Source organism: Parasphingomonas halimpatiens, assembly GCF_036663795.1.
GTDB lineage: Bacteria > Pseudomonadota > Alphaproteobacteria > Sphingomonadales > Sphingomonadaceae > Sphingomonas.
In genome coordinates this window covers 1-22,556 of the sequence record NZ_JAXOJP010000019.1, presented here as the reverse complement: position 1 = coordinate 22,556, position 22,556 = coordinate 1, and the positions used below count along the sequence as shown (strand labels likewise).

Annotated in this window: 29 protein-coding genes; 6 read left to right on the top strand and 23 right to left on the bottom strand. The window is 66.5% G+C overall.

The window, feature by feature from the left end:
* Positions 1-47 precede the first annotated feature (47 nt).
* From U1839_RS17445 to hisB, 11 genes are all read right to left on the bottom strand, one after another.
* A complete protein-coding gene (locus tag U1839_RS17445) occupies positions 48-1,679 on the bottom strand; it encodes an amino acid permease (protein ID WP_332804862.1) in 1,632 nt (543 codons plus the stop codon).
* A 125-nt stretch (positions 1,680-1,804) separates the two neighbouring features.
* Positions 1,805-2,182 (bottom strand): histidine triad nucleotide-binding protein, encoded by a 378-nt coding sequence (locus tag U1839_RS17440; RefSeq protein WP_332804861.1) that lies wholly within the window; start codon positions 2,180-2,182, stop codon positions 1,805-1,807.
* The gene (locus U1839_RS17435; RefSeq protein WP_281125103.1) at positions 2,182-2,505 is read right to left on the bottom strand and encodes a phosphoribosyl-ATP diphosphatase; all 324 of its coding nucleotides are present in this window, start codon (positions 2,503-2,505) and stop codon (positions 2,182-2,184) included. The genes U1839_RS17440 and U1839_RS17435 overlap by 1 nt, the downstream gene beginning before the upstream one ends.
* Positions 2,506-2,536: 31 nt before the next feature.
* A complete protein-coding gene (locus U1839_RS17430; RefSeq protein ID WP_281125102.1) occupies positions 2,537-2,743 on the bottom strand; it encodes a hypothetical protein in 207 nt (68 codons plus the stop codon).
* Between the two features lie 504 nt (positions 2,744-3,247).
* On the bottom strand, positions 3,248-4,453 hold the full coding sequence (locus tag U1839_RS17425; protein WP_332804860.1) for an ATP-binding protein: 1,206 nt from the start codon (positions 4,451-4,453) through the stop codon (positions 3,248-3,250).
* Positions 4,375-6,075, bottom strand: coding sequence for a PAS domain-containing protein (locus tag U1839_RS17420; protein ID WP_332804859.1), 1,701 nt, complete (start codon positions 6,073-6,075; stop codon positions 4,375-4,377). The genes U1839_RS17425 and U1839_RS17420 overlap by 79 nt, the downstream gene beginning before the upstream one ends.
* A 235-nt stretch (positions 6,076-6,310) precedes the next feature.
* Positions 6,311-7,078 (bottom strand): imidazole glycerol phosphate synthase subunit HisF, encoded by a 768-nt coding sequence (gene hisF, locus U1839_RS17415; protein ID WP_332804858.1) that lies wholly within the window; start codon positions 7,076-7,078, stop codon positions 6,311-6,313.
* Positions 7,075-7,809, bottom strand: coding sequence for a 1-(5-phosphoribosyl)-5-[(5-phosphoribosylamino)methylideneamino]imidazole-4-carboxamide isomerase (gene hisA / locus U1839_RS17410; protein WP_281125097.1), 735 nt, complete (start codon positions 7,807-7,809; stop codon positions 7,075-7,077). Before hisA ends, hisF begins: the two co-directional genes overlap by 4 nt.
* Positions 7,810-7,954: 145 nt before the next feature.
* Positions 7,955-8,560 carry an imidazole glycerol phosphate synthase subunit HisH gene (gene hisH, locus U1839_RS17405; protein WP_332804857.1) on the bottom strand — a complete coding sequence of 202 codons (606 nt, stop codon included), beginning with the start codon at positions 8,558-8,560 and terminating at the stop codon, positions 7,955-7,957.
* Positions 8,557-8,874 carry a YciI family protein gene (locus U1839_RS17400; RefSeq protein WP_332804856.1) on the bottom strand — a complete coding sequence of 106 codons (318 nt, stop codon included), beginning with the start codon at positions 8,872-8,874 and terminating at the stop codon, positions 8,557-8,559. The genes hisH and U1839_RS17400 overlap by 4 nt, the downstream gene beginning before the upstream one ends.
* The gene (gene hisB, locus U1839_RS17395) at positions 8,871-9,458 is read right to left on the bottom strand and encodes an imidazoleglycerol-phosphate dehydratase HisB (protein WP_281125093.1); all 588 of its coding nucleotides are present in this window, start codon (positions 9,456-9,458) and stop codon (positions 8,871-8,873) included. The genes U1839_RS17400 and hisB overlap by 4 nt, the downstream gene beginning before the upstream one ends.
* 71 nt (positions 9,459-9,529) lie before the next feature.
* Here hisB and U1839_RS17390 point away from each other — a divergent pair, with 71 nt between their 5' ends.
* The 3 genes from U1839_RS17390 (at position 9,530) to U1839_RS17380 (ending at position 11,838) form a co-directional block, all read left to right on the top strand.
* The gene (locus tag U1839_RS17390) at positions 9,530-10,012 is read left to right on the top strand and encodes an SspB family protein (RefSeq protein WP_281125092.1); all 483 of its coding nucleotides are present in this window, start codon (positions 9,530-9,532) and stop codon (positions 10,010-10,012) included.
* A 162-nt stretch (positions 10,013-10,174) separates the two neighbouring features.
* A complete protein-coding gene (fumC, locus tag U1839_RS17385) occupies positions 10,175-11,566 on the top strand; it encodes a class II fumarate hydratase (protein WP_332804855.1) in 1,392 nt (463 codons plus the stop codon).
* A gap of 56 nt (positions 11,567-11,622) precedes the next feature.
* The gene (locus tag U1839_RS17380; protein WP_332804854.1) at positions 11,623-11,838 is read left to right on the top strand and encodes a hypothetical protein; all 216 of its coding nucleotides are present in this window, start codon (positions 11,623-11,625) and stop codon (positions 11,836-11,838) included.
* Positions 11,839-11,966: 128 nt separating this feature from the next.
* Here U1839_RS17380 and U1839_RS17375 read toward each other — a convergent pair whose 3' ends face one another.
* Positions 11,967-12,536 carry a DUF2585 domain-containing protein gene (locus U1839_RS17375; protein WP_332804853.1) on the bottom strand — a complete coding sequence of 190 codons (570 nt, stop codon included), beginning with the start codon at positions 12,534-12,536 and terminating at the stop codon, positions 11,967-11,969.
* A gap of 38 nt (positions 12,537-12,574) precedes the next feature.
* Between U1839_RS17375 and gmk the strand changes: the two genes are divergently transcribed.
* Positions 12,575-13,225 (top strand): guanylate kinase, encoded by a 651-nt coding sequence (gmk, locus tag U1839_RS17370; RefSeq protein ID WP_332804852.1) that lies wholly within the window; start codon positions 12,575-12,577, stop codon positions 13,223-13,225.
* Between the two features lie 6 nt (positions 13,226-13,231).
* Here the strand turns inward: gmk and U1839_RS17365 are convergent, their stop codons facing one another.
* The 7 genes from U1839_RS17365 to U1839_RS17335 form a co-directional block, all read right to left on the bottom strand.
* On the bottom strand, positions 13,232-13,912 hold the full coding sequence (locus U1839_RS17365; RefSeq protein WP_332804851.1) for an ATP12 family chaperone protein: 681 nt from the start codon (positions 13,910-13,912) through the stop codon (positions 13,232-13,234).
* A complete protein-coding gene (locus U1839_RS17360; RefSeq protein ID WP_332804850.1) occupies positions 13,909-14,130 on the bottom strand; it encodes a hypothetical protein in 222 nt (73 codons plus the stop codon). Before U1839_RS17360 ends, U1839_RS17365 begins: the two co-directional genes overlap by 4 nt.
* Entirely contained in the window at positions 14,127-14,786 is a 660-nt protein-coding gene (locus U1839_RS17355) for an HAD-IA family hydrolase (RefSeq protein WP_332804849.1), read from the bottom strand. Before U1839_RS17355 ends, U1839_RS17360 begins: the two co-directional genes overlap by 4 nt.
* A complete protein-coding gene (locus tag U1839_RS17350) occupies positions 14,783-15,385 on the bottom strand; it encodes an FMN-binding negative transcriptional regulator (RefSeq protein WP_332804848.1) in 603 nt (200 codons plus the stop codon). Before U1839_RS17350 ends, U1839_RS17355 begins: the two co-directional genes overlap by 4 nt.
* A gap of 9 nt (positions 15,386-15,394) precedes the next feature.
* Positions 15,395-16,540 carry an RluA family pseudouridine synthase gene (locus tag U1839_RS17345; protein WP_332804847.1) on the bottom strand — a complete coding sequence of 382 codons (1,146 nt, stop codon included), beginning with the start codon at positions 16,538-16,540 and terminating at the stop codon, positions 15,395-15,397.
* Positions 16,537-16,914 (bottom strand): fluoride efflux transporter CrcB, encoded by a 378-nt coding sequence (gene crcB, locus U1839_RS17340; protein ID WP_332804846.1) that lies wholly within the window; start codon positions 16,912-16,914, stop codon positions 16,537-16,539. The genes U1839_RS17345 and crcB overlap by 4 nt, the downstream gene beginning before the upstream one ends.
* A gap of 91 nt (positions 16,915-17,005) precedes the next feature.
* Positions 17,006-17,617: a glutathione S-transferase family protein gene (locus U1839_RS17335; RefSeq protein ID WP_332804845.1), complete on the bottom strand. Its 612-nt coding sequence runs from the start codon at positions 17,615-17,617 to the stop codon at positions 17,006-17,008.
* A gap of 100 nt (positions 17,618-17,717) precedes the next feature.
* Between U1839_RS17335 and U1839_RS17330 the strand changes: the two genes are divergently transcribed.
* On the top strand, positions 17,718-18,422 hold the full coding sequence (locus U1839_RS17330) for a helix-turn-helix transcriptional regulator (RefSeq protein ID WP_332804844.1): 705 nt from the start codon (positions 17,718-17,720) through the stop codon (positions 18,420-18,422).
* Positions 18,423-18,627: 205 nt separating this feature from the next.
* Here U1839_RS17330 and U1839_RS17325 read toward each other — a convergent pair whose 3' ends face one another.
* Positions 18,628-19,407, bottom strand: a complete 780-nt coding sequence (locus U1839_RS17325; protein WP_332804843.1) for a hypothetical protein — start codon at positions 19,405-19,407, stop codon at positions 18,628-18,630.
* 119 nt (positions 19,408-19,526) lie between these two features.
* Between U1839_RS17325 and U1839_RS17320 the strand changes: the two genes are divergently transcribed.
* Positions 19,527-19,751 carry a hypothetical protein gene (locus U1839_RS17320; protein ID WP_332804842.1) on the top strand — a complete coding sequence of 75 codons (225 nt, stop codon included), beginning with the start codon at positions 19,527-19,529 and terminating at the stop codon, positions 19,749-19,751.
* A gap of 2 nt (positions 19,752-19,753) precedes the next feature.
* Here U1839_RS17320 and U1839_RS17315 read toward each other — a convergent pair whose 3' ends face one another.
* The 3 genes from U1839_RS17315 to U1839_RS17305 form a co-directional block, all read right to left on the bottom strand.
* Positions 19,754-20,182 carry an OsmC family protein gene (locus U1839_RS17315; RefSeq protein ID WP_332804841.1) on the bottom strand — a complete coding sequence of 143 codons (429 nt, stop codon included), beginning with the start codon at positions 20,180-20,182 and terminating at the stop codon, positions 19,754-19,756.
* Between the two features lie 75 nt (positions 20,183-20,257).
* Complete coding sequence (locus tag U1839_RS17310) at positions 20,258-20,560, bottom strand: hypothetical protein (RefSeq protein ID WP_332804840.1); 303 nt, start codon at positions 20,558-20,560, stop codon at positions 20,258-20,260.
* A gap of 756 nt (positions 20,561-21,316) precedes the next feature.
* Positions 21,317-22,246, bottom strand: coding sequence for a bifunctional riboflavin kinase/FAD synthetase (locus U1839_RS17305; RefSeq protein WP_332804839.1), 930 nt, complete (start codon positions 22,244-22,246; stop codon positions 21,317-21,319).
* Positions 22,247-22,556: the final 310 nt, after the last annotated feature.

The following is a 22,556-nucleotide window of genomic DNA, read 5'->3' as shown; positions in this document are numbered from 1 at the left end:
GCGACGATGATGTCGCGGCCCCTTTTTTGTCTGGCGTCAGTGGAAGGTCAGGCCTGGTTGCGGCCCGGTGTCGGCGCACCGGGGAGCGGCGGCACCGGCATGGGCGGCGTATCGCTGTCCATCTCATGGATCTCGTCGTCATGACCGAGCCCGACATGGCTGCGTGACCGGCTGTAGGTGAAGTAGACGACCAGCCCGATCGCGCCCCAGATCGGCAGGACGAGGATCGCGATCAGCGGCAGCGAGAAGTACAGGCCGAGACAGCCGACGATCGCCAGCGGCGCGATCACCCACACCGCCGGGGTGCGGAACGGGCGCTTGCGCGACGGGTCCTTCATGCGCAGCACCATCACCGAGATCGCCACCATCATGAAGGCGAACAGCGTGCCCGAGTTGGAATAGTCGGCGAGCTTGCCGACCGGCAGCACCGCCGCGGCGATGGTGACGACGACGCCGGTGACGGCGGTCACCACGTGCGGCGTCTTGAAGCGCGGGTGGACGCTGGCGAGCTTGGCCGGCAGCAGGCCGTCGCGCGCCATGACGAAGAACACGCGGGTCTGGCCGAACATCATCATCAGCACGACCGACGGCAGCGCCAGCACGGCGGCGAGGCCGACGAGGCGACCGATGGCGGGCCAGCCGATCGAATCGAGCACATGGACCAGCGCCTCCTTCGAGCAGACCAGCGGCTCAAGTGCGCCGCTGCCAAGGATCGAGGCGCAGCGTCCGGCCATTTCGGCCGAACCCGGCGAGAGCACGCCGCCGGAAAGCGAGGTGACGGGCTGGGCGCCGATCGCGCCGATCGCGCCGCTGGCGACGAGCAGGTAGAAGACCGTGCAGATGCCGAGGCTGGCGATCAGGCCGATCGGCACGTTGCGTTGCGGGTTCTTGGTTTCCTCGGCGGCGGTCGAGACTGCGTCGAAGCCGACATAAGCGAAGAAGATCGAGGCGGCGGCGCCGAGCATGCCGCTGGCGCCGGTCGGCGCGAAGGGCGTGAAGTTGCTCGCCTTGAGCACCGGGATGGTGAGGAAGATGAAGGCGGTCAGCGCGGCGATCTTGATCGCGACGAGCACGGCGTTGACGCGTGCGCTCTCGGTCGTGCCGAGGATCAGCAGCATCGTCACCAGCCCGGAGATGATCACTGCGGGGAGATTGAAATAACCGCCGACCTGGCTGGCGGTGATGAGATCGGGCGTGGCGGTCGCGCCGAACGCCATCTGCACCTTGGCGATCAGCGCGTCGCCGTTACTGAGCGCCGCGGGTATGTGAAAGCCGAGCCCGTTGAGCAGACCGACCGCATGGTTCGACCAGCCCACCGCGACGGCGCTGGCGCCGACGGCATATTCGAGGATCAGCGCCCAGCCGACCATCCAGGCGAGCAGCTCGCCGGTCACCGCATAGGTATAGGTATAGGCCGAGCCCGATACCGGCACCATCGAGGCGAGTTCGGAATAGCACAGTGCGGCAACGCCGCACACGAAACCTGCGATGATGAAGCTGACCAGCATGCCCGGACCGGCCTTCTGCGCGGCCTCGGACGTCAGCACGAAAATACCGGTGCCGATCACCGCGCCGACACCCAGCATGGTCAGCTGGAAGGCGCCGAGCGAACGGTGCAGGCCCTTCTTCTCCGCCGTGGCGAGAATGGCGTCGAGTGATTTTACGCGATCAAAAATCATGCAGATCGGTCCCCCCGGGGATACAGGCGGGCTCGTTGGCGCCGCAGGTTTGGATTGTGCGCGAGCCTAGCCACTAAACCGGTCCGTGCAATCCCTTATTGCGCCGCGCCGCTTTGGCGTTTCGCTCAGCGCGCCAGCATCGGGCCGAGCGGCTTGCCGGCAAAGAGATGGACATGGAGGTGCGGCACCTCCTGGTGCGCGTCGAGCCCGGTATTGGCGAGCAGGCGATAGCCCGGCGCCACCAGCCCGGCCGCGCGCGCGACGTTGCCGACCGCACGGACGAAGCCGGCGATCTCGGCGTCGGGCGCGCGCGTGCTGAAATCGTCCCAGCTGACATAGGCGCCGCGCGGGATGACGAGGATGTGCGTCGGCGCCTGCGGGTTGATGTCGTGGAAGGCGATCGCCCATTCGTCCTCATAGACCCGGCGCGACGGGATCTCGCCCCGCAGGATCTTCGCGAAGATGTTCTGGTCGTCATAGGGCAGGGTGGCGTCGATCGGCATCAGTCGGCTCCTCTGGCGGCCTTTTCGTCGATCCCCGACAGGCCCTCGCGCCGCGCCAGCTCGGCGCGGACGTCGTCGAGGCCGAGCCCGGCATCGGCGAGCAGGACGAGCAGGTGGAAGATCAGGTCGGCGGCCTCGGGCACGATCGACGCATCGTCGCCGCTGGTTGCGGCGATCACCGTCTCGACCGCTTCCTCGCCGAGCTTCTGCGCGATCTTGGCGCGGCCCTTCGCGGTCAGCTTGGCGACATAGGAGGAGGACGGGTCGGCGGCGCGGCGTGCGCGGATCGTCGCCTCGAGGCGGTCGAGTGTGTCTGCGGCCATGACATGCGGCTGGCCCAGACCGCGCCGAAGGTCAATCCTTCGCGTTGTCGTCTGCGGCGCGCCTGGCAAAGCGCGCGCGCATCGCGCGCCGCACCAGCCACACGCCCAGCGCCGCCATCACGAACAGCGCGATGTCGGACAGTTCGGGACCGGTGCGGATCTTCGCCACGCCGGTATGCGCCGGTGTCACGGCGAGCGCCGGGGTGGCGAGCAGCAGGGCGAGGGGGAGGAATCGCATGGCGCTCTTGTAACGCGCGCTCCCTAAATTTTGGTTTGCCCGCTCATTTTCGCCTTCCCCGGCGAACGCCGGGGCCCAGTTGGGAAGCCGGAGGTAACGGAGCGCAGCGCTAATATTCTATCGGTCCGTGACTGGGCCCCGGCCTTCGCCGGGGAAGGAAAGAACCCGGTCGTGAACCCATAAACGACCGTTCGGATAAGGGCTTAATGGCCCACTTTGGTGGCTAGCCGATGGACAGGCCGCGCGCAGGCGTGCCAATCTCCGCGTCAGGAGCGGAACGGCTCGACCTGGTGGGAAGCGGCCTGACAGCTTTCAGGAATGAGGATAGCCTGAGCTGCCGTTCGCTGGATCAGTCGATGACGACAGCTGTGCGCCCTATTCTCGGCCATTGAGGAGCATTTTCGCCCATCCCGTAAGCGGCCATCCAGAAGCCGACTTCTGACACCTCGACGCCCGCAGAAAACCGTGGTTGAGACCGCAGTGTCACAACGACCGGTTTTGACATCAAGCCGTATTACGCGCGAGATCCGCAAGGCTTTGCGCCAGTTCCGCATTGCGGAAAGGCTTTGTCAGTCGCGGCAAGTCGGACGCGATCCCTTCGGCCTCGGCATAGCCAGAGACGATAAGGATCGGCACCCCCGGCTTACGAGCGCGCACCTCCAATGCCAATTCCGCGCCGCTCATGCCCGGCATCAAGTGGTCCGTGACGACAAGGTCGGGGGCCGCGCCTTCGTCAAGAAGCTGCAACGCCTGCTCCGCTGAATTCGCCTCGATCACTGTGTAGCCAAGGTCCGCGAGCATGTCGGCCGTGCTCATCCGCACCAGTTCCTCGTCATCGACAAGAAGGGCGCAGCCTTTTGACGTGACCGGTGATGGTGCGGCCCTGGTCTCGTTCTCGTGTCCAAGCGGACCAAGACTGACCGGCAGCCACAGTTCCACGGCGGTCCCTTGCCCCGGCTCGCTGACGATATTGAGCCCGCCGCCGAGCTGCGCAGCAAGACCGTGGACCATCGACAGGCCGAGGCCGGTGCCTTGGCCAATGCCCTTGGTCGAGAAGAACGGCTCGGTGGCGCGAGCGAGCGTGGCCTCGTCCATGCCGGTGCCCGTGTCCGCCACGGAGAGGCGCACATAATGCCCCTGCTTCAGCCCGGACCGATGGTCGCCACGCACGCTCTCGCGGGCGGCCGTGATCGTCAGCGTTCCACCACCTGGCATGGCGTCCCGGGCGTTCACGCCAAGATTGAGGATCGCCATTTCGAGCTGGTTTGCATCGGCGTTCGCCGGCGGAAGGTTCTCTTCAAGCTCGACTCGAACGACGATGTTCGGCCCGACTGTGCTGCCGATCAGTGAGGCCATCCCGTCGACCAGTGTGCCGAGATCGACCGCGACCGCCTGCAAAGGCTGGCGCCGTGCGAACGCGAGCAGCCGTTGGACAAGGGTCTTCGCGCGATCCGCCGATTGCAGCGCGCCGTCGATCAACCGCCGCTCGCGATCGTTGCCGAGCCCTCGGCGCATCAGCATGTCGAGCGAGCCGATGATCGGGGTAAGCAGATTGTTGAAGTCATGCGCCACACCGCCGGTGAGCTGGCCCATCGCCTCCATCTTCTGCGCTTGGCGAAGCGCTGCCTCGGTCACCAACAGCTTTTCGGCGGCACCCCGTTCGCCCGTAATGTCGCGGCCGATACAGTAGATCTTGTCGAGCTCCGGCACGGCGACCCAACACAGGGTGCGGTAACCCCATCCTTGCACCGATAGCGGTTCTCGAAATTGACGACGGTATTTCCGGCGAGAATAGCGTTAAAACCCTCACGCGTCCGCTCGGTATCCCCGGGGTGCAGCATCTCGAAGATCGACATCGAGATGATCTCGGACTCGCTCCAACCGAGCGTCGTCTTCCATGCGGGGTTGGTGGTTTCGAAATGCCCGTCCGCGCGTAACACGCCGAGCAGGTCGGGACTGAGCTTCCACACCAGGCTACGGTCGTCCGCCCGCTCGACGATGCTACGCTCGATGTCCTCGTTCAGCGCATCGACATGCGCCTCGATCTTGGCGCGTGCCTTCTCAGCGCGGATGCGCTCCGTGATGTCGTAACCCCCGGCAAATATTCCAGTGACCTCTCCGGTTGAATTCCGGATTGGCTGATAAAGGATATCGATAAACCGATCCCTGGCCTCGCCGGCGAACCGGATCGGCACGACTTTGACCGAAATCGACTCACCGGTCGCCTGAACGCTGTCCAGCGTTTCGTAGAATCCCTGGCTTTCCAGCTCGGGAAAGACCTCGCGAACGCTCCTCCCGAGGAAATCGCGAGACCCCACCATGTCGACATAGGCGTCGTTCACGAACTCATAGATGTGGTTAGGGCCGGCGAGCACGGCGACGAAGCCAGGCATTTGCTGCAAGAGCATCAGTTGGCGGTCGCGTTCGGTGCGCACTGCGGCCAGTGCCTGATGCTCTTGGGTAACGTCCTGGCCCTGGAAAAAGATGCCCGTTACTTTACCCAGCTCGTCGACGATCGGTTGGTAGGTGAAGGTGAGAAAGAGCGCGTCAGCCTCCGCTCCGGCCGTGCGCTGAAGACTGAGCGGAACGTCGCGCGCCACGTAGGGTTCGCCGGTTGAAAAGGCGCGATCAAGTGCCTCGAACAGGCCGGTGCCCTCGAGTTCGGGCAACGCCGTGCGCATAGTCTGGCCGACATAACCCCGCTTGCCCGCTACGCGATCATAGGCGTCATTCACATATTCGAAGACATGGTCGGGTCCGCGCAAGATTCCGACGAAACCGGGTACGTGCTCGAACAGCAGTCGTTGCCGCTCGCGCTCCGCCACCAGGCGCCGTTCCCCCAGCACTGTCTGGGTAGTCTCTGTGGCAGCGCAGAAGATACCGGCGATCTTGCCGCTGTCATCGCGTAACGGCGAGTAGGAAATGGTGAACCAGCAGTCTTCGGGGTAGCCGTTGCGCTCAAGAACGAGTGGAAGGTTTTCGGACCAAGTCGCTTCACCGCGAAGCGCTGCTTCCACCAACGGCGTGATCTCATCCCAGACTTCCGACCAGACCTCCCGGAACGGTCTACCGAGCGCCCAGGGATGCTTGCTGCCGAATACGGGTCGGTAGGCATCGTTGTAGAGGAAAGCGAGTTCGGGACCCCAGGCAACGAACATGATGTGCTTGCTGGGGAGCATGATGCTCACTGCCGTCCGAAGCGCTTGGGGCCATGTGTCCGGATATCCGATCGGCGAGGTCGACCAGTCATGGCCGCGCATCAACGCGCCCAATTCGCCCCCGCCCTCGTAAATCACGGCCTTCTCCTTCGATCCAGCGCCGAGGTCATGCATAACCGAGGTCGTACCTTGCCTAGCTAGCACTTAAGGTGCCGCATCCCAACGCGGCACAATCGAACGAAAGCCAGCTCTGCTTATCTCGCCGCCCGAAACCCGGCAGCCTGCTCTCGGCCCAGCTCCCGTCGAAAAGCAGTTGCTCAGCGAACGGCAGGTTTCAGGCAACCAAAGATGTGCGCAGACCGGCTGGGATTGGGGCGCAAGCGGAATGGCCGCTTTATAAGTCTACGGCCTAAGCGATCGGCCGGCGCACCGGTACGCCGGCGGCGGCGAGCGCGGCATGGGCGTCGGCGATGCTCGCTTCGCCGAAATGGAAGATCGAGGCGGCGAGCACGGCGCTGGCATGGCCCTGGGTGATGCCGGCGACGAGATCGGACAGTCCGCCGACCCCGCCCGAGGCGACCACCGGCACCGCGACCATGTCGGCGATGGTGCGGGTGAGGACGAGGTCGTAGCCGTCGCGCGTGCCGTCGCGATCCATCGAGGTGACGAGCAGTTCGCCCGCGCCGAGTTCGGCGAGGCGCCGCGCATGCTCGACCGCGTTGATGCCGGTGGCGCGGCGGCCGCCATGGGTGAAGACCTCCCAGCCGTCGCCGGACCGGCGTGCGTCGATCGAGGCGACGACGCACTGGCTGCCGAAACGATCGGCCAGTTCGGCGACCAGTTCGGGCCGGGCGACGGCGGCGGAGTTGATCGCGACCTTGTCGGCACCGGCGAGCAGCAGCGCGCGGGCGTCCTCGACCGAACGCACCCCGCCGCCGACGGTCAGCGGCATGAAGCACACCTCGGCGGTGCGCCGCACGACGTCGAGCAGCGTGCCGCGCGCCTCATGGCTCGCGGTGATGTCAAGGAAGCAGAGCTCGTCGGCGCCGGCCGCGTCATAGGCGCGTGCTTGCTCGACCGGGTCGCCGGCGTCCTTGAGGTCGACGAAGTTGACGCCCTTGACGACGCGGCCATTGGCGACGTCGAGGCAGGGAATGACGCGCGCGCGGACGGTCATGCCGCGGCGGCCACCGCCAGCGCGGTGGCGAGGTCGAGCCGGCCGTCATACAAGGCGCGCCCGGTGATCACGCCTTCGATGCCGTTGCTGGCGTGGATCGCGAGGATATGGATTTCGCCGATCCCGGCGACGCCGCCCGAGGCGATCACCGGAATGTCGACCGCGCGGGCGAGGTCGACCGTCGCATCGATGTTGCAGCCCTTGAGCATGCCGTCGCGCCCGACATCGGTGAACAGCAGCGACGCCACGCCGGCATCCTCGAAGCGGCGCGCGAGATCGACCACCGTTACATCAGAGATATCGGCCCAGCCGCGCGTCGCGACCATGCCGTCGCGCGCATCGACCGCGACGACGATGCCGCCAGGGAAGTCGCGCGCGACCTCGCGGACGAAATCGGGATTTTCCAGCGCGGCAGTGCCGATCACGACGCGCGACACGCCGAGATCGAACCAACGCTCGACCGATTCACGATTGCGGATGCCGCCGCCGAGCTGGACGTGGCCGGGGAATTGTTCGACGATCGCCGCCACCGCCTCGCCATTGACCGAGCTGCCGGCAAAGGCGCCGTCGAGATCGACGACATGGAGATATTCCGCGCCGGCCCGCGCGAACAGCATCGCCTGGGCGGGCGGATCGTCGCCATAGACGGTGGCGCGCGCCATATCGCCCTCGGCAAGGCGGACGACCTGCCCGCCCTTGAGGTCGATCGCGGGGAAAACGATGAGGGTCATGGCCTTCTTTCCTCCCTACGCGAAGCGTGGGGAGGGGGACCAGCGAAGCTGGTGGAGGGGAAGCGCCGCGAGCGCAGCGCTTGCGGCATTTCCCCTCCACCAGCTTCGCTGGTCCATCTCCCCATCTGCGATGGGGAGGAAAGTACTAAGGTCGCCATGTCAGGAACCTCTCCAGCAATTGCAGCCCGTAACGCTGGCTCTTTTCGGGGTGAAACTGCACGCCGATCAGGTTGTCCCGGCCGATCGCCGCGGTCACCGCGCCGCCATGGTCGGTGGTGGCGATCACCGCCTCGCCGTCGAAGGCGAAGCTGTGCAGGAAATAGGCCTCGCCCGGCACGATCAGCGCGTGCGGGGTCGCGGGGACGACATCGTTCCAGCCCATATGCGGGATCTTGGTCTCGGGCCGGTCCGCCACCAGCGCGCGGACGGTGCCGGGGATCCAGCCGAGCCCGGCATGCGTGCCAAGTTCCTCACCATGATCGGCCATCAACTGCATGCCGACACAAATGCCGAGAAAGGGCACGCCATCGCCGCGCACGCGCCGGTCGAGCGCATCGACCATGCCCTCGACCGCGCGCAGCGCCGACGCGCAGGCGCCGAAGGCGCCGACGCCGGGCAGCACGACGCGGTCGGCGCGCAGGACGACAGCGGGATCGGCGGTGACGACCACGTCGGTCGACCCGGCTGCCTTCAGCGCATTGTGCACCGAGTGCAGATTGCCCGCGCCATAATCGATCAGCGCGATCGTCATGCCAGCAAGGCGGCGATATCGTCCGCCGCGAAGCTGGCATGGAAGGCGATCACGCGCGCGGTGGCGACGCCGCTGGTGACGAACGGGTCGGTCGCCGCCAGCGCCTCGATCTCGTCCTTGTCGCCGCGCGCGATGATGACGCCGCCGACGCGCGGGTCCTGCCGGCCGGCGATGATCAGTACGCCGTGCGCGAAACCGGCCTCGAGCCAGGCGACATGCGCCGCCATCTGCGCATCGACCTGGTCGAGCGACTTCACATAATCGAGCAGGATCAGGCACAGCGCGCCGTTCGCGCGGAACTTGCCGCCGCTCACAGCGTGCCCTTGGTCGACGGGATCGCATCGGCCTTGCGCGGGTCGATCTCGACCGCGATGCGCAGCGCCCGGGCAAGGCCCTTGAAGGCGCTTTCGGCGATGTGATGGTTGTTCTGGCCGTACAGCGTCTCGACGTGCAGCGTGATGCCGGCGGCCTGTGCGAAGCTGTGGAAGAAATGCTCGAACATCTCGGTGTCCATCTCGCCGAGCCGCTTCTGCGAGAATTCGGTCTTCCATACGAGGAAAGGGCGGCCGGAAATGTCGAGCGCGACGCGGGTCAGCGTCTCGTCCATCGGCGACAGCGCCTCGGCATAACGCCGGATGCCGCGCTTCTCGCCGAGCGCCTGCTTGACCGCCTCGCCGATCGCGATGCCGGTGTCCTCGACGGTGTGATGCTGGTCGATATGCAGATCGCCGATCGTCTTCACGTCGAGGTCGATCAGCCCGTGGCGCGACAGCTGTTCGAGCATATGGTCGAAAAAGCCGATGCCGGTCGACACGGTATAGGCACCCGTGCCGTCGAGGTTGACGGTGACGTCGATCGAGGTCTCGCTCGTCTTGCGGCTGATGGTGGCGCTGCGCATGCTGGCTCCCATAGCGCCTGTTGCGCGACGCGCAATCTTGACCCGCCGCCAGACCGCGCTACCGATGCGTGATGACCGACAACGCGCCCGACAGCCTGATTCCCTATGACGAGATCGTCCAGGAGGCGTTGCGCGCCGTGGTCGGGCGGGTGCTGGGCTCGGTAGCCGAGAATGGCGGGCTCCCCGGCGAGCATCATTTCTACATCACCTTCAAGACCCAGGCGCCCGGCGTCGACATCCCCAAGCGCCTGCTGGAACGCTTTCCCGACGAGATGACGATCGTCATGCAGAACCGCTTCTGGGATCTGGTGGTCGATAACGAGAAATTCTCGATCGGGCTGAGCTTCAACCAGGTGCCGTCGAAACTGACGATTCCCTATTCGGCGATCACCGGCTTCCAGGACCCGGCGGTGCATTTCGAGCTGCGTTTCCAGGCGCAGGACGGCCCCGACGGCCCCGAGCCGCACGAATCGGCCGAGAATGACGGCCCGACGATCACCCCGGTCGAGGACGGATCGAACGTCGTCTCGGTGGATTTCAAGCGGAAGAAGTGAAAGTTCCCTCTCCCACTGGGAGAGGGAAGGGGCCCATCGCGCAGCGATGGGAAGGGTGAGGACAGCACGTTTGCGATGGCGTGCTGTCCTCACCCTTCCGGCGCTTCGCGCCTCCCTCCCTCTCCCTCAGGGAGAGGGACAAGGGAAATGACGGAGTCTGCGATGACCGACACCCGCACCGAAACCGATTCGCTCGGCTCCGTCGCCGTTCCCGCCAGCGCCTATTGGGGCGCGCAGACGCAGCGTTCGATCGAGAACTTCCCTTTCCCGGCGAGCGAGCGCATGCCGCTGGCGATCATCCACGCGCTGGCGCTGGTGAAGCAGGCGGCGGCGCGGGTGAATCGGGTCCACGGGCTCGACGCGGGGCTCGCCGACGCAATCGAAGCGGCGGCGGCCGAGGTGGTGGCGGGCACGCTCGACGACCAGTTTCCGTTGGTCATCTGGCAGACCGGCAGCGGCACCCAGTCGAACATGAACGTCAACGAGGTGATCGCCGGCCGCGCCAACGAGGTGCTCACGGGCACGCGCGGCGGCAAGGCGCCGGTGCACCCCAACGACCACGTCAATATGAGCCAGTCGTCGAACGACAGCTTCCCGACCGCCATCCACATCGCCGCGTCGATCGCGGTGACGCGGCGGCTGTTCCCGGCGCTCGACCGGCTGCACGCGTCGCTCGACGCCAAGGCCAAGGCATGGGACGATATCGTCAAGATCGGCCGCACCCATCTGCAGGACGCGACGCCGCTGACGCTGGGCCAGGAATTCTCCGGCTATGCCAACCAGCTCTATCGCTGCCGGCGGCGGATCGAGCCGGCGGTCGAGCACGGCACCAACCGGCTAGCGCAGGGCGGTACCGCGGTCGGCACCGGGCTCAACGCGCCGCACGGCTTTGCCGAAGATTTCTGCGCAGCGCTGCGCGACATCACCGCCATGCCCTTCATCCCGGCCGAGAATAGTTTCGAGGCGCTCGCCTCGAACGACCCGCTGGTCCATCTGTCGGGCACGCTCAACACGCTGGCGGTGGCGCTGACCAAGATCGCCAACGACATCCGCCTGCTCGGCAGCGGGCCGCGCTCGGGGCTCGGCGAGCTCGACCTGCCGGCCAACGAGCCGGGCAGCTCGATCATGCCGGGCAAGGTCAACCCGACGCAGTGCGAGATGCTGACGATGGTCGCCGGGCAGGTGATCGGCAACCACGCCGCGGTCACCGTCGGCGGGATGCAGGGGCATCTCGAGCTCAATGTGTTCAAGCCGCTGATCGGCGCCAATGTGCTGCGCTCGATCGACCTGCTGGCGGTGGCGATGGAGGGTTTTGCGTCGCGCTGCGTCGACGGAATCGAACCCAATCGCGCGCGGATCGAGGATCTGGTCGAGCGTTCGCTGATGCTCGTCACAGCGCTGGCGCCCGAGATCGGCTACGACAATGCCGCGAAGATCGCCAAGCACGCCCATGCCGAAGGGCTGACGCTGCGCGAAGCGGGGCTGGCATTGGGCCTCGTTGACGCCGCGACCTTCGACCGGCTGGTGCGGCCGGAGACGATGGTCGGAAAATAGCGCCGGAACCGATTTCGACCTCGCGCGCTTCACCGGGCGAACGAGGAGATGATTTCATGAGTGCAACGACGGTGGGCGCGATGATCGGTGGCGCAATCGATGCGATGAGCGGCGACGACAGCGCTGCTGACGGCGCGGTGATCGGCGCGATCGGCGCGAATGTGCTCAAGGTCGTGCTGCCGCTCGCGGTGACCTATGCGGTAGGCTGGGCCGTGCTGCGCGGCGCGGTCGAACTCAAGGAACGCGCGTTCGGGTCGGCGAAGAGCGCCTAATATCCCTCCGTCATGCCGGACTTGTTCCGGCATCCACCGCGCCGCCGACTCGACGACGGCTTCTTACGCGGCACGGTGGACCCCGGAACAAGTCCGGGGTGACGGTGGGAATTTAGACCTGACCGCGGCTATCCGCCCGCCTGCCACGCCCTGATCGCGTCGTTCGGCGCGACCAGCATCAGCACGTTGAGCGTCAGATTGTCGCGGATCGTCAGCAGCGTGAACAGCTCAAAGCTCAACGCCAGCGCGACCGTCGCCCATAAAGGCAGGCGCCGCGCGATGGCGAAGCCGAGGATCATGCACAGCACGTCGCTCATCGAATTGAGCACCGAATCGCCGCTGTAACCGACCGCGATCGTCGCGGCACGGTAGCGGTCGATGATGATCGGCGAGTTTTCGAGCATCTCCCAGCCCGCCTCGATGATCGTCGCGGCGAGCAGGCGCAGGCCGATCGGCTGCCGGCGCAAAACGAGCCAGCCCGCGCCGTAGAACAGGAAGCCATGGATGATGTGGCTGAAGCTGTACCAGTCGCTCAATTGCTGACTGTTCTCGGGCGACTGTACCTTGCCGGCCCATAGCGACATGTGGCCACACGGGCAGATCGGCGAGCGACCCATGCTCAGTTCGAAGATCGCGGCGATCAGCACGACGCAGGCGATCGCCCACCACCAGCTTTTCACACGTTCCATCGCTGCCATGCCTTGACGCCCCGCCGTGTCGCGCGCCACTAGCGCGCATGGACGCCAGCACCCCCGAAGACCCGCATGGATTCAAGCGCCGCGGCGTGCTTTTCGTACTATCCTCGCCGTCCGGCGCGGGCAAGTCGACGATCGCGCGCAAGCTGCTCGCCGACGAGGCAGAGCTTGGGATGTCAGTGTCTTACACGACGCGGCCGATCCGCCCGGGCGAAACCGACGGGGTCGATTATCATTTCGTCGACCTCGAAACCTTCCGCACGATGGTGGCGAATCACGAGTTCCTCGAATGGGCGCATGTCTTCGGGCATCGCTACGGCACGCCCAAGGCGGATGTGTTCCACACGCTCGGCGAGGGGCGCGACATCCTGTTCGACATCGATTGGCAGGGTGCACAGCAGCTCCACCAGCTGGCCGGCGGCGACGTCGTGCGCGTCTTCATCCTGCCGCCTTCGATGACGGAGTTGCGCGCCCGGCTCGAGCGGCGCGCGACCGACACGATGGACGTCATCAACGCACGGATGGATCGCGCGGCGAACGAGGTCAGCCACTGGGACGGCTATGACTATGTGCTGGTCAACGACGATGTCGAGCAGTGCTTCCAGCATGTTAAGATCATTCTCGCGGCGGAGCGCCTCAAGCGCTCGCGCCAGACTGGGATCATCGGCTTTATCCGCAAGCTGCTGCGGTAGTGAGTCTCAGAGCAGCGTGAGAAATCGCACCGCCGCGGCAAAGTCGCGCTCGCGCTCCTCATAGGCGGCCAGCGCCAGCGGGTCGCGGCCCCATAGCTCCGCCTGCCAGTCCTCGTCGATATGCGCCGCCGTCCATAAAGTGGCGGCGTCGGTCGCGCCTTCGAGCAGCGCCAGTGTGCCAACCAGCGTGCCGGTGATGGTGACGATCGTCGACAGTGGCGCGAGCTCGAATGCCGATCGCGCCGCCACCGCCTCGGCGAGGCGGGCCAGCGTCGCGGGTGGCTGGTGCTGGTGCATGATCCCGGCGGTGACGACGAAATGCACGTCGTAGCGCTTGCGTGCCCAGTCGAGCAGCGGGTCCCAAGCGGCGGCCTGGCGCTCGATCAGCGGCTCGGGCGATTCGGCGCGGTAGCAGAGCAGGTCGCTCTCGCCCCAGGCGGCAAGGCCGGCGGCGAAGGTCGCCTGGTCGGGCTCGATCCGGTCGATCGCGGCATTGGCGAGGCCGGTCAGCGGCATCGCGCGCGGGTCGATCTTGCCCGCGACCGCGCGCCATTCATCGGCGACCGCTTCGGCCAGCGCGGGGGTGGGCAGGGCGAGCGCGACCTTGCCCGGCGTGCGCACCGGGCGACCGTCGAGTGCGATGCCGCGCCCGGCATCGATCGTGACCTCTTTCCAGAAACGCTTCACGGCTGCGGCGGCGTCCGCCAACGGTGTGCGAGCGCGGCTGGCACGGTCGCGACCATGTAGAGCGCGGCGAGCACGATCGCGACGCCGAGCCCCTTGGTCGGCCAGTCCCGCGCGCGGGCGAGCAGGATGATGCCGAGGATCGCGCCGAGCGACCCCACGATACGGCTTCCCGCGATGAGCAGATAGCGGTTGCGGGCGGTCGTCTCGGGGCTGCTCACAATTTCTCCATGTGCCGGGGAAGGTCGGCGACGGTCGGGGCGACGGCATGCGCGCCGGCGGCGGTGAGTTCCTCGACCGGATGATAGCCCCAGGCGACGCCGAGCGCGCCGGTCCCGGCGGCGCGCGCCATCAGCATGTCATAGCTCGTGTCGCCGATCATCACCGTCGTCTCGGGCGCGGCGCCGGCCTCGGCCATCGCTGCCATGATCATCGCCGGGTCGGGCTTGGACGGGTGGCGGTCGGCGGTCTGCAGGGTGACGAAGCGCGTGATGATGCCGTGATGGCTGAGCACATGGGCAAGGCCGCGATCGGACTTGCCGGTCGCGACCCCCAGGACCCAGCCGGCCTCGGTCAAAGCATCAAGCGTGGCGATCATGCCCTCGAACAGCGGCTCGTCGGCCATCGCGCCCGATCCGCGCAGCCGGAAGAACGCCGCTTTATAGTCGGCGGCGAGGCGGCGGTGGAGCGCGTCGTCTGCCTCGGGCAGCAGTGCGCCGACCGCCTCGACCAGGCTGAGCCCGACGATGCGGCGGATCGCCTCGCGCGGCGGGACGGGGATCGCGGCCTCGGCAAAGGCGGTTTCCATCGCGACGCAGATATTGGCCTGGCTGTCGACCAGCGTGCCGTCGCAGTCGAACAGCGCGAGGCGGTTCATCGTGCCGCCTCGGTTGCCGCGGCGAGATCGGGGTTGCCGCTGCCGCGCAGGCCGGCGATCACGCCCGCGATGTCTGCGTCGTTCTTGTTCTGGCCGAGCTTGATCGTCCCGCGCACCGCTTCGACGCTCAGCTCAAAACCGACGATCGCCTTGAGCATCGCACGGAAGCGGGCCTCGTCCATTTTGTCACGGGTCCAGGGGTGCCCGGGCGCGACGCGCGGCTCGTGTCCGGCGGCCAGCGTATCCAGTTGGGCGACAAGGCTTTCTTCGTCGATCGTGGTGGCAATGCCCTCGATCTCGGCACTGACATAATTCCAGGTCGGCACGGTCTCTGCGCCGTCGACATACCAGCCGGGGGTGATGTAGCCGTCGGGCCCCGCCACGCTCAGCAACAGGCGCGCGCCGTCGAGATGCGGCGTCATGCGGTTGGCGCGCGAGACGTGGAAGCGCAACGCCCCCGGCCCGGCGGCAATGATCGGTGCGTGCACGACCATCGGCCCGTCGGGCGTGGTCGCGAAGATGTGCGCGAAGCCGCGTCCGACCGCCCAGCCGAGGATCGCGGCGTCGCTGTCGAAGCGGAAGGCGCGGTTGGGGTGCACCGGTCCGTCCTAGCGGCGCGGCTTCGGCGCGGCCTCGCGCTCGCCGCGTCCGCGCCGCTCGCCGCGGCGTGCCTTGCGCACGCCCTTGGCATGATGCTTCGCCTGCTGCTTCAGGACCGCGCGGCTCGGCGGCGGCGGCTTGTCGAGCGGCATGGTGTTGCCGAGCATCTCGTCGAAGCCGAGCTGCTTGAGGCTATCGGCGAAATGCGTCGGCAGTTCGGCGGTGACGTCGATCGGCGCGTCGTCGGGATGGTCGATGCGCAGGCGGCGGGCGTGGAGGTGCATCTTGCGGCTGATCCCCCCGGTCAGGAACGCCGCCTGGCCGCCATATTTGCCGTCGCCGACGATCGGATGGCCGATCGCCGCCATGTGCACGCGCAGCTGGTGCGTGCGGCCGGTAAAGGGGCGCAGTTCGACCCAGGCGGTCTGGTTGCCGGCGCGCTCGATCACGCGGTAGCGGGTGCGCGCCGTCTGCCCTTCCTTTTCGTCGACATGCATCTTCTCGCCGCCGCTGCCGGGCTGCTTCGAAATCGGCAGTTCGACCATGCCGTCCTCGATCGACGGCACGCCGACGATCAGCGCCCAATAGATCTTTTCGGCGCTGCGCGACGAAAAGGCCTTGGCGAAATAACCCGCGGCGCGCGCGGTGCGCGCGACGAGCAGCACGCCCGAAGTATCCCTGTCGAGCCGGTGGACCAGCTTGGGACGGCTCTCGCCATCGAAGGTCAGACCGTCGAGCAAGCCGTCGACATGCTCGGTGGTCTTGGTGCCGCCCTGCGTCGCAAGACCCGGCGGCTTGTTGATGACGATCGCCTGCTTGTCGCGGTGGATGACGAGATCGCGGATGAAATCGGTCTGCTCGCCGCTGAGCGGTTCGCGCTCGCGTTTCTTCGGGCCGGTCGGCGCGCCGGTCACGGCATCGACGCGCACCGGCTCGGCCGGCGGCACACGGATGATCTGGCCGGCGGCGATGCGGTCGCCCGGCGTCGCGCGCGCGCCATCGACGCGCAACTGGCCGGTGCGCGCCCATTTGGCGACGGTGGTGAAGCTGGTGTCGGGCAAATGCCGCTTGAACCAGCGGTCGAGCCGGATGCCCTCATCGTCATAACCGACGTTGAACTGGCGGACGTCGGTCTCGCTCATCTTGTCGCTCATGCCGCCACCCGTGTCAGTATGAGGCCGAGGAACAGCGCGCCGATCGCGCCGATTACCGACAAGAGGATATAACCCAAGGCCGTGGTGAGGTCACCGCGCTGGAGCATGTTGGCGACGTCGAGCGAGAAGCTTGAAAAGGTCGTGTAGCCGCCCAGCACGCCGACCGCGAGCAACAGGCGCCAGTTCTCGCCCGGCACCGACAGGCGGGCGATGGTGCCGACGAGCAGGCCCATGGCCAGCCCGCCGACGAGGTTGACCGTCAGCGTGCCGTACGGAAAGTTCGGGCCGCACAGTCGCAGCATGGCGACGCCGGTGAGATATCGCGCGCCGGAGCCGAAGGCGCCGCCGAGCATCACGAGAAACAGGGAAAACATGGCCCCCGTTAGCGCGGATGGCCTCTCCCGTCACCCCACGGAGAATTCCCTTCCCCGGCTGGTCGCCGGGGAAGGGGGAATCCACCTGGGATCACGCGGCGCGCTGCAGGCCGGCCGCATCGTCGAGGGCGGCGGCGCGCACCGCGGCCGGGCGGGTCGTGCAGCGCGCGACATAGGCGTCGAGCGTCGCGCTTTCGGGAAAGGCGCGCCGCGCGAAATTGATCGCGCTGGCGACCAGCAGGTCGACGCCAGAAAATGTCTCGCCCATCATGTAGGGACCGCGGGCAAGGGCGCCTTCGAGGCGGCGGACGACGGCGTCGTGGTTGCGCTGCTTGAGCGGCGCGGCGGCCAGTTCATTGCCCATGGCGGCGAACATCGCCGGCTCCATGCTTGCGGCATACCAGCCGATCCAGGTGAGATAGGCGCCGCGGCCGGGCTCGCCGGCGAGCGGGCCGAGACCCGCCGCGGGAAAGGCTTCGGTAAGATAGAGCAGGATGGCGATGGACTCGGCGACGACCTCGTCGCCCTGCATGATCGCGGGGACCTGCTTGTCGGGATGGGGATTGGATGGATCGGCGGTCCCGGTGCCGGTCATCGGCCGAAAGATCGAGACCTGCTCGATGCGGTAGGGAGCGCCCAATTCCTCCAGCAACCAGATCATCCGCGAGGAACGCGACTGGGGCGCGTGGTACAATGTGATCATTCGAAATCTCCTGCGACGGCGCCGGCAACCTGAACGGTGCCGCGCGACATGAACGCTTGTAGGGAGGGCCTGCTGACAGCATGATGTCAGCAGCGAGGACATGATGCGCCGGGCCGACCGACTCTTTCAGATCATCCAGATCCTGCGGCGGTCTTCGCGACCGATCACGGCGGACTTGGTGGCGCGCGAGCTCGAGGTTTCGAAGCGCACGGTCTATCGCGACATTGCCGACCTGATCGGTCAGCGCGTGCCGATCCGCGGCGAGGCGGGCTTGGGTTATGTGCTGGACGGCCATTTCGACATGCCGCCGCTGATGCTCACCGCCGACGAGATAGAGGCGGCGGTGCTGGGGGCGCAATGGGTCGCCGGTCGCGGCGACCCTGCCCTGGCGAGCGCGGCGCGCGATCTCATCGCCAAGATCACCAACGTCGTGCCCCAGCATCTCCGGCCATATTTCGCCCAACCGGCGATCGGGACGCGGCCGGGCAGCGTCGCGGTGGACGGCATCGATATCGCGCGGACACGATCGTGGATTCACACCGGGCGCAAGATCCGCATCGGCTATCGCGACGAGCGGGGCGCGGTGAGTGCGCGGACGATCTGGCCCGTCGTCGTCGGCTATTTCGACACGGTGCGCATGCTCGCGGCGTGGTGCGAGCTACGGCAGGATTTTCGCCACTTCCGCACCGATCGCGTGGCGGATGCCGAATTTCTCGACGAGCGCCATGGCTGCCGACCCGGCGAACTGCGCGCCCGTTGGGACCGTCATATGGCGATCAAGCATGGTCGGGAGCTGCAGCGCTAGAGCGATGTGGGTGAGATCTGAACCGCGATACGCGTAGCAGCGCTATCGTCCTGTGTTCCCCGGCGAAGGCCGGGGTCCAGTTGGGGAACGCCGTGAGGGGCGTTGCCGCTCCTCATAATCGCTTTCCCAACTGGGCCCCGGCCTTCGCCGGGGAAGGGGGGGAAGATGCGACGATATGGGTCAGGTTATCTGCGGAATGCTCTAACTAACGCCCGTTATTGGCGATGAGATCGACATCGGTGCCGCCGTCGCGGCGGCTGGTCATGAACAGCGCGAAGGCGCCGCCGTCGCGGTCGCGCGTGCCGCCGAGCACATGCTGGCTGCCATCAGTCTGTTGCTCGGCCGAGAAGCCGGCATCGCTGGCGCGGGTATAATACCAGTCCATCACCTGTTGCAGCGACGCGCCGGTCGAGAAGCTCACCGCGCGCAACGCGCAGGCCTTGCCGTCGGCGCCGGCGGCCTCGGCAACGCGCGCATCGGGGTAGAGCGGCAGGTCGGCGGGCAGGCGGTCGGCCCAGCCGGCGGAATAGCGCAGCGACCCGGCGCAGGCGGCGGTGCGGCGGTCGTGCTGCCGCGAGGCGAGCGCGCCGAGCGTCAGCGACGCCTTGGCGGCATCGCACTGCGGGCAACTGGCGCCCTTGGGCGCGGGGGTCGGTTTGACCGCCACGCTGGTCGCCTGGCCGGTTGTGGCGGCTGTCCCGGCCGGCGTGGCAGCGATGTTCTCGGGTGGCACCGCACCCGACAGCGGCTGGGCGGGCGGGCGCACGGCGTCGTCATTCGCCTTATGGGCGAGCGACGGGTCGACCATGATCTGGTCCTGCAACGCGCTCATCATCGCGGGGTCATGGCTGTTGGCATTGCCCGCCTCGATCAACTCGTTGTCGAGCGAATCGAGGTTGCGGCTGTCCTTGTCGCGCGGACCGCAGGCGAGCAGCGCCAGCGGCAAAGCGAGGACCATAAGGCCCGGAAACCGACTGCGAACCATTCAAACGCTCCAGATACGTCGGACACCAATGCACCGGATCCGGTTAAAGAAGCGTTGGTTGTGTGGTATATAGCTAAAACACCTTGCGCGGGCGTCCGATGCACGCCATCTTGTAAAGCATGAACATCATATCGCTCCTGATCGGCCTCGTCGCCCTGGTCTTCGCCCTGGTCGGCGTGATTCCCATCCCTTTCGTCCCGCTGCTCAACTGGATCGCCTTGCCGATCGCGATCATCGGCACGGCGGTCGGGCTGATGTCGTCGCACAAGTCCGGCCGCAATCTGAACCTGTTGATTATCCTTATCAGCGGGCTGCGGCTGTTTTTTACCGGCGGCCTGATCTAACGTCAGGCATTAAGGCGGTGCGTCAGCGTGATCTCCGCCTTGAGCAATTTCGACACCGGGCAGTTGGCCTTGGCATCGACGGCGATGCGCTCGAACTCGGCGGCATCGATACCGGCGACCGTCGCGCTTAGATCGAGATCCGAGCGGGTGATGGTGAAGCCATCGCCATCCTTGTCGAGCGTGACCTTGGCGGTGGTTTCCAGCACGCCGTCGCTGAACCCGGCCCTGGCGAGCGCGAAGCTCAGCGCCATGGTGAAGCAACTGGCGAGCGCGGCGGCAATCAGTTCCTCGGGGTTGGTGCCAGGGCCGTCCTCGAAGCGGCTGCCGAAGCCGTAGCGCTGATCGGTGAGCACGCCCGACTGGGTCGAGACCTGGCCCTGGCCGTCTTTGCCGAACCCGTCATAACGGGCTGATCCGCTGCGTGTCGTCATGTCGATTGTCCCTGTCATGGCAAAAGGGCGCGGGGTGAACCGCGCCCTTCCTGTCTGCTTCGCGTACCGACCGGCTCAGCGATAATAGCAACGCTTCTTGGCGGTGATCGTGCGATCGATCGCACGACCGGCAAAGGCGCCGCCGACACCGCCGGCGATCGTGCCGAGCGCGCCATGGCCGAAGACCGAGTTGCCGACCAGCGCGCCGCCGACGCCGCCGGCGACGAGACCCGTCGTACCGCTCGAGTGGCGGCAGACCTTGGTGCGCTTGTAGCTATGGCCGTTATAATAATGCTTCTTGGCCTCGGCGGCGGTCGGAATCGCCATTGCCGGAATGACCAGCGATACGGCGCTGAGCGCCATGATGAGCTTACGCATAGATAGTCTCCCTTGCCTTTAATTCAGTGAAGTGCCGAACGCGGGAGGTTTAGCAATTGTTGCATGAACCGCAAAAAACGTTGCGTTCATGTCACGTCTTGGTGCGCGCCGCAGCGCACCAATCGCTCCACGATATCCACATTATCCACAAGCGCGGCCGCGCGGATTGCTATTGGCGCGACTCGGATTCGATGACACCATCATGACTGTAAGCGGATGACGACGAAGCGGGAAACCGCAGAGAGATCAAAAGCTTATGCCGGGGAAGAGACGAGGACCGCAAGGTTCGGCGCGCTTTTTCGGGAGGCCCGCAGGTAACTGATGGCCGGGATGTGCGGACGCGCAAGCGTCGGCGTCGCGGCGGCAGGAGCGGCGGACCGAAACGTCCCTCCGCGTCCCCGCGATCGAGGAAGGGCGTTGGCCATGATGGCCGGATGCGCGACGCTCATCACCGGGCGGAAGGCGGTTCGACAGGTAAGGGCCAAGGCGAAGCGGAAAGGACTTCGGTCCGGAACGCCGAGCTGGCCGCCGAGGCTGTGGCGCTGAGGCCCGCAAGGGTATCGCGCCCGGCCCCGGTGACCGAAACGCGAAGCTTTGTCGCCGTTCGCGGCACGAGGTGGAGCGGGCCGCCGAAACCAGACGGCGCGGTTCGTTTTCTTCGGAAGACGGATGAGCGGGTCGAAGTCCGGCGACAGGGGGTCGGCAGCAATGCCGGCCCCCATTTTGCGTTAGGGGCACGTCGATCGGATGGCGCGATCAGGCGCGAGCAAGCAGCGCCCGCGCCCGCGCGCAATCTGCTTCCATTTGCGCGGTCAGCGCGGCGAGCGTGTCGAATTTCGCCTCTGGGCGGAGATAGTCTATCAGTTCGACCTCGATGCGCTGGCCATAAAGGTCGCCCGAAAAATCGAAGAAATAGGGCTCGAGCAGTTCCTTGGGTGGTTCGAAGCTCGGGCGGATGCCGAGATTGGCGGCACCGTCGAGAATGTGCCCGTCCGGCAGCCGCCCCCGCACCGCATAGATGCCGTAGGCCGGCCGCAAATAACTGCCGAGATCGAGATTGGCGGTCGGGTAGCCGATCGTGCGGCCGAGCTTGGCGCCGTGGGTGACGATACCCTCGATTGCCCAGGGTCGGGTCAAAAGCCGCGCGGCATCGCGCGGCTGGCCGGCGACGAGCATGTCGCGGATCCGGCTCGACGATACGGTGCGGCCGTCGAGCGACACCGGGCCGACGGTCTCGACGCCAAAGCCATGCCGGCGACCGAGGTCGGCGAGCAGCGCGACATTGCCGCCCTTGGCCTTGCCGAAGGTGAAATCCTCGCCGGTGACGACGCCGCCGATGCGCGCCGTGGCGACCAGACGCTGGTCGACGAATTGCTCGGCGGTCAGCGCGGCGAGCGCGGCGTCGAAATGGAACACCAGCATCGCGTCGGCGCCGGCCGCGCCGAACAGTCGTTCGCGCTGGTCGAGCGTGGTGAGGCGGAAGGGTGGGGCGTCGGGGCGGAACAGGCGCACGGGATGCGGATCGAAGGTCGCGACGATCGCCGGTCGGCCGGCGGCGTGCGCGGCTGCGATGGCGCGCCCGACCACCGCCTGGTGTCCGAGGTGAAATCCATCGAAATTGCCCAGCGCGACGATACCACCGGCGAGGTGCGGGGGCAGCGCCGAGCCGCCGTCAAGCCGCTCCATGGCGGCGGGCTATAGGGGGGCGAGGGGAGGGCGCAAAGGGGTTATGCACATCGCCGGCGCCACCCTCCGTCGCCGCGAAGGCGAATCGGCGGCCATGCACCGACCAATGTTGGTGCCGCGCTTACCATTTCGGGAACACAATACTAAATTCTTCGCGATCGGCTGCCGCATGCTAGCGCTCGCCTGAATTTAGTATTGTGTTGTCTAATTGATTTTACATACATTTGATTTTCCTTGGTAATTCTGACCTTGGTCTATGGTTGTCTTCGTGGTCATGGACGAGCGTTGGCGCTGTGATGTCCATGCCGCA